This is a genomic window from Cryobacterium sp. (assembly GCF_025463825.1).
Taxonomy (GTDB): Bacteria; Actinomycetota; Actinomycetes; order Actinomycetales; family Microbacteriaceae; genus Cryobacterium.
This window is the reverse complement of sequence record NZ_JAODBG010000034.1, coordinates 1-9,210: the sequence shown is the minus strand read 5'-3', so window position 1 is coordinate 9,210 and position 9,210 is coordinate 1. Positions and strand designations below refer to the sequence as shown.

At 68.7% G+C, this 9,210-nt stretch carries 8 protein-coding genes; 7 read left to right on the top strand and 1 reads right to left on the bottom strand.

From position 1 onward, the window contains the following. From JWP54_RS04085 to JWP54_RS04065, 5 genes are all read left to right on the top strand, one after another. The coding region (locus JWP54_RS04085) for a DUF5107 domain-containing protein (RefSeq protein ID WP_297367650.1) at window positions 1-2,761 on the top strand (2,761 nt) is incomplete at its 5' end. Window positions 2,762-2,796: 35 nt separating this feature from the next. Next, window positions 2,797-3,849: a substrate-binding domain-containing protein gene (locus JWP54_RS04080; protein ID WP_297367647.1), complete on the top strand. Its 1,053-nt coding sequence runs from the start codon at window positions 2,797-2,799 to the stop codon at window positions 3,847-3,849. A 147-nt stretch (window positions 3,850-3,996) separates the two neighbouring features. Continuing rightward, window positions 3,997-5,544, top strand: a complete 1,548-nt coding sequence (locus tag JWP54_RS04075) for a sugar ABC transporter ATP-binding protein (RefSeq protein WP_297367645.1) — start codon at window positions 3,997-3,999, stop codon at window positions 5,542-5,544. A 26-nt stretch (window positions 5,545-5,570) separates the two neighbouring features. After that, entirely contained in the window at window positions 5,571-6,608 is a 1,038-nt protein-coding gene (locus JWP54_RS04070) for an ABC transporter permease (protein ID WP_297367642.1), read from the top strand. Continuing rightward, the gene (locus JWP54_RS04065; protein ID WP_297367640.1) at window positions 6,608-7,444 is read left to right on the top strand and encodes a hypothetical protein; all 837 of its coding nucleotides are present in this window, start codon (window positions 6,608-6,610) and stop codon (window positions 7,442-7,444) included. The genes JWP54_RS04070 and JWP54_RS04065 overlap by 1 nt, the downstream gene beginning before the upstream one ends. A 7-nt stretch (window positions 7,445-7,451) precedes the next feature. On the opposite strand, the gene JWP54_RS04060 is transcribed toward JWP54_RS04065, so the two are convergent. Further along, window positions 7,452-7,766, bottom strand: a complete 315-nt coding sequence (locus JWP54_RS04060) for a sterol carrier protein domain-containing protein (RefSeq protein WP_297367638.1) — start codon at window positions 7,764-7,766, stop codon at window positions 7,452-7,454. Here JWP54_RS04060 and JWP54_RS04055 point away from each other — a divergent pair. Both JWP54_RS04055 and JWP54_RS04050 read left to right on the top strand, forming a co-directional pair. Then, on the top strand, window positions 7,740-8,096 hold the full coding sequence (locus JWP54_RS04055; protein WP_297367635.1) for an LPXTG cell wall anchor domain-containing protein: 357 nt from the start codon (window positions 7,740-7,742) through the stop codon (window positions 8,094-8,096). The genes JWP54_RS04060 and JWP54_RS04055 overlap by 27 nt on opposite strands. Before the next feature lie 327 nt (window positions 8,097-8,423). Next, window positions 8,424-8,960, top strand: coding sequence for an NUDIX hydrolase (locus JWP54_RS04050; RefSeq protein WP_297367632.1), 537 nt, complete (start codon window positions 8,424-8,426; stop codon window positions 8,958-8,960). Window positions 8,961-9,210: the final 250 nt, after the last annotated feature.

Here is a 9,210-nt window from a genome sequence, read left to right as displayed (position 1 = left end):
GGCAGCCGTCAACGACGACTACCAGTCGTTCTTCCCCACCGACGTGGAGTTCGTCGCCGACCACGCCAAGCGCGCCGTCGCCACCTTCCCCGCCGTCGACGGCCACTATTACGGCGTCGACTACCCCGCCCAGGTCACCGCCGACCGCCCCGACGGCGACCGGCTCGACTGGTACCGCAACATCCCGGTGCCCACCTCTTATATGGACGTCGCCACGCAAGACGACTTCTTCGTCGGCTACGACCACGGCCTCGACGCCGGCTTTGTCTACTGGGCCGACCACACCATGGCGCCGGGCAAGAAGCAGTGGACCTGGGGTAACGCCGAGTTCGGCTGGGCCTGGGATCGCAACCTCACCGACGGCGACGGCCCCTATGTGGAGCTGATGGCCGGCGCGTTCACCGATAACCAGCCCGACTTCAGCTTCATCGCCCCCGGCGAGACCAAGACCTTCAGCCAGTACTGGTACCCGATCAGCCAGCTCGGCGCCGCCCACCAGGCCTCCCGCGACGCCGCCGTGCGCCTCGACGTTACCCCCGACGGCCCGGCCACCACCGTGCGCATCGCCGTCGCTGCCACCCGCGTGATCGAAGCGGCCACCATCGAACTGACGGATGCCGACGGCCACGTCGTCTTCACCACCACCGCGCCGCTCGCCCCCGGCCACGGCTACCGGCACGAACTGCAACTCGAGGGTGTCTACCAGCCCACCGAGCTCACCCTCACCGTGCGCAGCGGTGCTGCTGAGACCGGCGGCACCGGGACTAACGGCGCTGAGGCTAGCGGCGCTGGGCTGGCCGGCGACACCGTGCTCGTGAGCTGGACCCCGCGCGAACCCACCGCGGAGCCGGTGGCCCCCGCCCCGGCCACGGAGCCGGCCGACCCCGCCAGCATCGGCTCGATCGACGAACTCTTCTACACCGGGCAGTACCTCGACCAGTACCGGCACGCCACCCGTGCGCCCGAGCCGTATTGGGAAGAGGCCCTGCGCCGCGACACCGGCGACGTGCGCTGCAACGTGGCTCTGGCCGCCCGGCTCGAACGCGCCGGCCTGTTCGCCGACGCCGAGACGCACCTGCGTACCGCCATCGACCGGCTGCTCGCCCGGGTGCCCAACCCCGCAGACGGCGAGGGGCACTACCGGCTCGGCATCACTCTCGTGCACCAGGGCCGCGACTCCGAAGCCAAGGACTACCTGGCCAAGGCCACCTGGAACGATGCCTGGCGAGTGCCGGCCGGCCACGCGCTGGCCCGGCTGCACGCCCGATCCGGCGACCTCGCCGCCAGTCGCGATGCCCTGGTGGAACTGCTGCGCCACAACCCTGAACACCTGCAGGCCAACGCGCTGCTGGCCCTCACCCTGCGCACGAGCGGCGCCGCCGTGGAGGCCGATACCGTGCTCGCCGAGCAGCTCGCCCGCGACCCTCTGGACCAGTGGACTCGCCACCTCGCCGGTCTCGAGCTCTCCACCGACGCGCCCACCCTGCTCGACGTGGCCCTGGAGTACGCCGAGACCGGACACACCGACACCGCCCTGGAGCTCCTGGCCACCGCCGTATTCGCTTCGACCGACACCGCGCTCGGTCAGGTGCAGGTGGCGCCGCTCGCGCACTACCACCGTGCCCGGCTGCTCGAGGCGGTCGGTCGAGCCGACGAGGCGGCCTCTGCCCGTCAGGATGCCCGCCACTCCGCCGCCCGACACTGCCTGCCTTCCAGGCTCGCCGACGTCGCCGCACTCGAAGCGGCCCTCGCCGCCGACCCCTCCGACGCCCGAGCCGCTGCGCTCCTCGGCTCCTGGTACTACGACAAGAAACGCTACAGCGATGCGATCGCCGTGTGGCAGACGGCCGCCGAGCATGCGCCGGATGCTGAGACATCCGCTCTCGTGCACCGCAACCTGGGAATCGCCGCCTACAACGTGCGGCGCGACCCGGCGACCGCCCTCGAGCACTTCGAGGCCGCCGCCGCCCACGCGCCAGAGGACGCCAAGCTGCTCTACGAGTACGACCAGCTGCTCGCCCGCACCGGCGCCACCCCCGCCGACAGGCTCGACCGCATCGAGGCCCATCGGCAGCTGGCCGGCCGCCGCGACGACCTCACCGTGGTGCACGCGCAGCTTCTCACCACGGTCGGCCGCCCCGCCGAGGCACGTGAGCTCATGCTCGGCCGGGTGTTCCAGCCCTGGGAGGGCGGCGAAGGCCAGGTGCTCCTGGCCTGGCAGAACGTCTGCACCGCCCTGGCCGAGCGGGAACTCGATGCCGGCGACCCTGCCGCCGCGCTGCAGCACGTGCGTGCCGCGATCACGCCGCCGGAATCGCTCGGCGAGGCCCGGCATCCGCTCGCCAACTCGGCCGACCTGCACTTCTTGCTCGGCGAGGCGTTGTTCGCGTCCGGTGACGACGCCGGCGCCAGTGCCGCCTGGACACACGCCGCGCACGCCACCGGCGACTTCATCGACATGAGCACCCGCCGGTTCAGCGAACAGACGCTCTTCTCGATTCGGGCGCTGCGCCGACTGGACGAGCACGCCGCTGCCGTTACGCTCGTTGACGCGTTCGACGACTACCTCACCGAACTCGCGGTCACCCCGGCCCATGTCGACTACTTCGCGACATCGCTGCCAGCGATGCTGCTCTTTCACGACGACCCCCAGAGTGTGCACGACACCTACGTGCACACCCTGCGCACCAGATTGGACGAACTCACCGCGGGTTCGACCGCCCAGGCCGCTTCGGCGACCACCACCCCTCACCGGCAGTGACGCTGATGAGACACCAAGGGAAGAAGGAAAACAGCATGAACGTAACCAGTGCAGTGCGTCCCAGTGCAGCTCGGCAACGCCGCCGCATGGGCGCTCTCGCCGTCGCCGTGATCGCGATCGTGGGGCTCAGCGCCTGTTCGTCGGGCATGGAGACCACCGAGGGGCCAGCCGCCGCCGGACCCAAGAGCGGCAAGCTCACCATCGCGTACCTGCAGAAGCAGGGCGACCAGCAGTACTTCGTCGACCAGGCCGACGGCGCCAAGGCCGCCGCAGCCGAGCTCGGCGACGTGGACATCAAGGTGGTGAACCTCGGCACCGACTCGAACAAGGCCATCAGCGAGCTCGACTCCGTGATCGCCCAGAAGGTCGACGGCATCGTCATCGTGGTGCCCGACCAGCAGATCGGCCCGCAGGTGATCGAGGCCGCCAAGGCCGCCGGCATCCCGCTGATGGCGTCGGATGACATCATCGCCGACGCCAGCGGCGCCGAGGCCCCGTTCTCCGGCTTCGACGGCACCTCGATGGGTGAACTCGTCGGTGGTGAGGCCGCCCGCCTCTACACCGAGGCCGGCTGGACCGCCGCGGACACCCGCATCATCTCCGCCTACAAGCAGGACCTCACCGCGTGCACCCAGCGCGTCGAGGGTGCTGCTGCCGCGTTCGGTGACGCCGTGTCTGACATGCCCGAGATCGTCGACATCGGCACCGACAACTCCGCCACGGATGCCCAGAACAAGGCCGGCGCGATCATCACCGCCAACGCGGGCGTGAAGAACTGGGTCGTCTGGGGTTGCAACGACGAGAGCGAGACCGGTGTTGTGACCGCACTGCAGAACTCCGGTGTGGCTCCGGCCAACATCATCGGCGTGGGCCTGGGCGCGTACCTCACCTGCAAGGACTGGGCCGCTGGCCAGGACACCGGCAACAAGGCGTCGCTGTTCATCTCCGGCGCCGAGGTGGGCAAGGCCGCCATCAACTCGATGGTGGCGCTGCTGCGCGACGGCACCGAGCTGCCGCCAGTGTCGATCGCCAACACCGAGATCGTGAACGCCGATAACTGGGAAGAGAAGGGCGTGGTCTGCACCTAGGCCCACCCGTTCCACTCGATCGCAGTGAGGTCGATCTGCCGGGGCGGGAACGATCCGTCGCTCCCGCCCCGGCACCCGGTTTCACCCCCGCCTCACCTCTGCTTTCCCGCACCTCAGCCACCCGGCTACCGAAAGGCACATCCAGCCATGGTCAAGACAATTGCACCGGCATCCGGCACCGTCATGCTCAGCGCCGTGGGCATCGAGAAGAGCTTCGGCCCGGTGCGTGCGCTGCAGGGCGTGCACCTCGAGCTGCGTGCCGGCGAGGTCACCGCGCTGATGGGCGAGAACGGTGCCGGCAAGTCCACGCTGCTCAAGATCCTCACCGGTGACCTGCAGCCGGATGCCGGCACGCTCACCCTGGCCGGCGACGAGGTGCGCTTCACCGATCCCCGGCAGTCCCGGCTGGCGGGCCTGCGGGTCATCGCGCAGGAACCCGAGGTGCTGCTGCACGTCTCCGTGGCCGAGAACATCTACGTGGGAGCGCTCGGCCGGCAGGGCATGATCTTCAACCGGGCGGCCCTGTTCGCCCGCGCCGAGGAGGACCTGCGCCGCTACGGTTTCGAGAGGGTCATCCGCCCGGAGACCCTGGGCAGCGCCCTCTCCCCGGCGCAACGCCAGATCGTGGAGATCATGCGGGCCCTGGTCGACAGTCCCTCGGTGATCTGCTTCGACGAACCCACCTCCTCCCTCGGCGACGAAGAGGTTGTCATCCTGTTCAAGCTGATTCGTCAGCTGCGCGACGAGGGAGTGGCCATCGGTTACGTCTCGCACCGCATGCAGGAGATCTTCGAACTCTCCGACAACATTACGGTGCTCCGCGACGGCAAGTTCGTGGGCACCAAGGTCACCGCCGACACCGACCATGACGACCTGGTGCGGATGATGGTGGGCCGTGACCTGTCCCAGTTCTTCCACCGCGACCCCGTTGTGCCCGGGGACACGGTGCTCGAGCTTCGCGGCGTCACCAACAGCCACGTCACCGAGATCAACCTCGAGGTGAAGGCCGGCGAGGTCGTCGGCGTCTCCGGGCTGGTCGGCGCCGGACGCAGCGAGCTGATGAAGATCATCGTGGGCGACCTGCGCATCGACAGCGGGGAGCTGCTCATGGGCGGCACCGCGATGAGCTTCAAGGCCCCCGCGGATGCGATCGCCGCCGGCATCGGCTTCGCCCCCGAGGAGCGCAAGGCCGAGGCCCTGCTGCTCAAGCGCTCGGTGCGCGACAACGTGGCGCTGGCCCGGTTGCGCAGCCTGAGCCGCTGGATCTTCGTGAAGTCCGCGGATGAGAAGGCTCTCGCCGCCGAGTACATTGCCCGGCTGGGCATCCGCACCCCCTCCAGCGAACAGCTGGTGGGCAACCTGTCGGGTGGCAACCAGCAGAAGGTGGTGCTGGCCAGGTGGCTGGCGACGCATCCGCGCCTGCTGGTGCTCGACGAACCCACTCGCGGCGTAGACGTGGGCGCCAAGTCGGAGATCTACGCGATCATCGACGAACTCGCCCAGGCCGGCGTGGCCGTGCTCGTGGTCTCGAGCGAGTTGCCCGAGGTGATCGGGCTCTCCGACCGCATCTACGTGATGGCCGGTGGTCGCATCACCGGTGAACTCGCCCGCGCCAGTGTCACCGAAGAGCAGATCCTGGCGCTCGCCATGGACGAATCCGCCGCCGATCCCGACTTCACAGTTTCCCTCTCATGAGCAGCCCTCCGGAAAGGAGCACTCCGGTGCCCACAACACAGTCCACCGCGACACTGCGGTCGCAGCCTCCCCTCGACACCGGCGCCCGGCCGAGCGCCTGGCGGCGCGTGCTCGAGGTCGTAGGCGTGCAGAACATCTCCCTGCTCATGGCCATCGCCCTGGTCGTAGCCGTCATCGGCAGCCAGAACCCGCTGTTCTTCACGGTCGGCAATCTGCGGGTGATCGGCACCGCCATTGCCATCTCCGGCCTGCTCGCGGTGGTGCAGACCATCGTGATCATCATGGGCGCCCTCGACATCTCGGTGGGATCGATCGCCGGGCTCACCTCGGTGTCGTCCGCGATGATCTTCACCGCCACCGGTCCGTTCCTCGGCGTGGTCGGCGCCGTGGGCATCGGCATGCTCTGCGGCCTGATCAACGGCTGCATCATCGTCTTCGGCCGGGTCAACCCGGTGATCGCGACGTTGGCCACTCTCGCGGCTTACAAGGGTGTGGCGCAGCTGATCTCCGACGGTCGAGCTCAGGGCTACACCGGTGCAGACGGCTTCTTCGTCTTCCTCGCCCGCGGTTCCATTCTCGGGGTGCCGACGCTCATTCTGGTGCTCGTGATCATCGCCCTGCTCGCCCACGTGGTGCTGCGCTACACGAGCATCGGCCGCAACATTTACGCCGTCGGCGGGAACGATATCGCCTCCCGCCTCGCCGGCATCAACATCAACCGCTACCTCATCGGCGTGTACGTCGCCACGGGTGCCGTCGCCGCCATCGCCGGCCTGCTGATCACCGCCCGTACCGGGTCGGGGCAGCCGGTCTCGGGCTCAGAGGGCCTCGAACTCGAGGCCATCACCGCCGCGGCGCTCGGCGGCGCGGCGCTCAAGGGCGGCAAGGGGACCATCGCCGGCACCATCCTCGCCGTGATCCTGCTCGGCATCCTCACCAACGGCATGACCCTACTCGGAGTCAACTCGTTCTGGCAGAACGTGGCTAAGGGTGCACTGCTCGTGCTGGCCGTGGTGATCCAGCAGCTGCGCTCGGGCGAACGCCGCATCGGCCTGCCCGGCTGATGCGCTCGGTCAGCGGCGGCGGCATCACTGTTCAGGTCGATGTCGCCGACGGCGCCCGCATCACCAGTCTCACCTCCGGCGGTCGGGAGTGGCTCGCCCCCAGCGGCCCTCGGTGGCCGGGGGTGTTCGTGCAGGCGGGCAGCGGCGGCTGGGATGAGGTGGTCCCCACCGTCGCGGCCTGCACTCTGAAGGGTGGTCCGGTTCCTGGCACCACGGCGTTCAGTGGAACGGAGCTGGCGGACCACGGCGACGCGTGGCAAAGTGCGTGGGCGCTTGACTCATTCGACGAGACGCATGTTCAGACCAGTGTGAGGCTGGCCAGCTTGCCGATCTCGCTCAGCCGGCGGGTGCAGGGAACCGCGGCGGGCATCCGGTTGGCGTACACGGCAACGACGGATGCGTCAGGGCCGGTTCCGCTGGCCTGGTGCGCGCATCCACTGTTCGCCTCCGACCCGGGTACCCGCATCGTGGTGCCTGGGCCGATGTTAGGACTCATCGAGGAGTACCCGCGCAGCGGAAAGCCGCGCGACTGGCCGGCAGCCGTTGGCGCCACTGCGATCAAGGCCTTCGGCTCTGGATCGCGGGCGAGCGCCTCGGTTGTGCACGCCAACGGGGATAGCCTCACGCTCGCCTGGGACCGGGTGCTGCTGCCCTACCTCGGTCTGTATTGGGACGGAGGCGAGTTCACCTCCACCCCCGTCGTCGCGATCGAGCCCTCGACTGCCTTCGGCGACTCGGCAGCTCGAGCGGTGGCCGAGGAACGCATCCAATATCTCGAACACGGGCGGCCCTTCCACTGGTGGCTGCAGCTGAGCGCAACGCCGAGCGCTGAGTGACCGCCGCCTAGAAGTGTGTCAGGCAGTGCGCGGGCCGCTCCACGGCGAAGAGCCTCGCCGCCAGGAACGCCGCACCCGCGGTGTTCTCGTGCACCGTGCCCGCCGCGGCCAGCGACACGGGGTTCACCGCGCCCAGGTAGATCGAGGAGAGCGCGGCGATGTCCAGCTCCAGGTCGGGTACCTCATCGGATGCGGTGACCCGGGCCGTGCCGCCCTGCACCTTGAGCGAGAAGGTGCCCGCCGTGAGACCCAGCCCGTCGGTGACCTTCAGAACGAGTGTGCCGTCGGCGGCGAAATGGCGGGCCTCGAGTGCCTGGGGCACATCGACGACTTCACCGCGGCTGAAGAGCTCACGCTCGTGCTGCACTCCTCGCCGGTGCGACTCGGTGCCGTCATGACGGATGCGCAGGGCACCTTCGGCACGCAGGTCACCATCCCGGTCGACACCGAAGCCGGCGCTCACCGCATTGTGGTGGCGGCAGCGAATGGAGAAGCCGCGGAAATCGCATTCACCGTGGTGGCCTCGGGAGCCGCGACCTCGGCGCTGGCCAACACCGGGGTCAGTTCGTTTAGTCCGGTGCTCGGTGCCGCACTCGCCCTTCTGGCCGCCGGAGCCGGCGCGCTGCTCTTCCGGCGCCGCCAGCGCGCTTAGCTAGCCACGTTGCCGGCCGGGTGATGCGCCGAGGAGGTTCCCGATTCGTCGGGCCGCCTCCGCGGCCCCGTTGTGGGGCGCGTAGAGACAACGGAACTCGTATCGTGGGGCGCTTCAGGCATCCGGGCTGTTAGCGTCGAGGCAAGCGAGATCTCATCTACCGATTCGGGTCCGCCTGCCAAGGAGGAACCTCATCGATCCCCAAATCATTGTGGCTGTGGTGTTGCTTCTCATCGTCGGCGCAGGGGGACTCGGTGTCAGCAAGCGGCGCCGCGCAAAAGCGGACGACTGATGAGCGAGCACGACGAGCCAACGAAAGTGGGCACCATGACTGAAGCCGTTTCAACCCGTGAGGTGTATCGCAACGCCTGGATGACCGTTCGGGAAGACGTCGTCCGCCGACCGGACGGATCTCCGGGCCTGTACGGCGTGGTGGACAAGCCCGACTTCGCCATTGTCGTGCCCTACGCCGACGACGGGTTCTGGCTGGTCGAACAATTCCGGTACCCGGTCGGGCGGCGCGCGTGGGAGTTCCCGCAGGGATCGTGGCCCGAGGCGAAAGGCGGCAGCCAGGAGGACCTGGCTCGGGCGGAGTTGCAGGAGGAGACCGGGATGCGCGCCGCGAAGGTGCGCCATCTGGGCTATTACTACAGCGCCTACGGGCACAGCAGTCAGGGCTGCGACCTCTACTTGGCTACCGAGCTCACCCCGGGGCCACCGGAGCGTGAGCTCACCGAGCAAGACATGGTGCACCAGTGGTTCAGCGAAGATGACTTCCGCCGCATGATCCGCGAGGGCGACATCGTGGATGCTGCGACCATCGCCGCGTACACCTACGTGGTTCTCGATCGGGAAAGCCGATAGCGGTGCCGGCTGCCTGCAGCGATGCCTGGCTACCTGCCCGGTACACGAAGCAACGATGGATCCATGACTACTCCTGCTGAGGAGGCCGACTTAGAGACTTAGAACGGCGGGTTTTCGGGCACCGGTGGCGAGGGGTGGCGTGGGGGCTGGTGCCGCGGCATCAGGTAGCTGTCGTCCGCGGGTCGCTTCGGGGTTGTCGGTCCCACGGTCGGCGGTTGGGGCCGGGGTGGGCCGATCGGGTTGGCCGGGT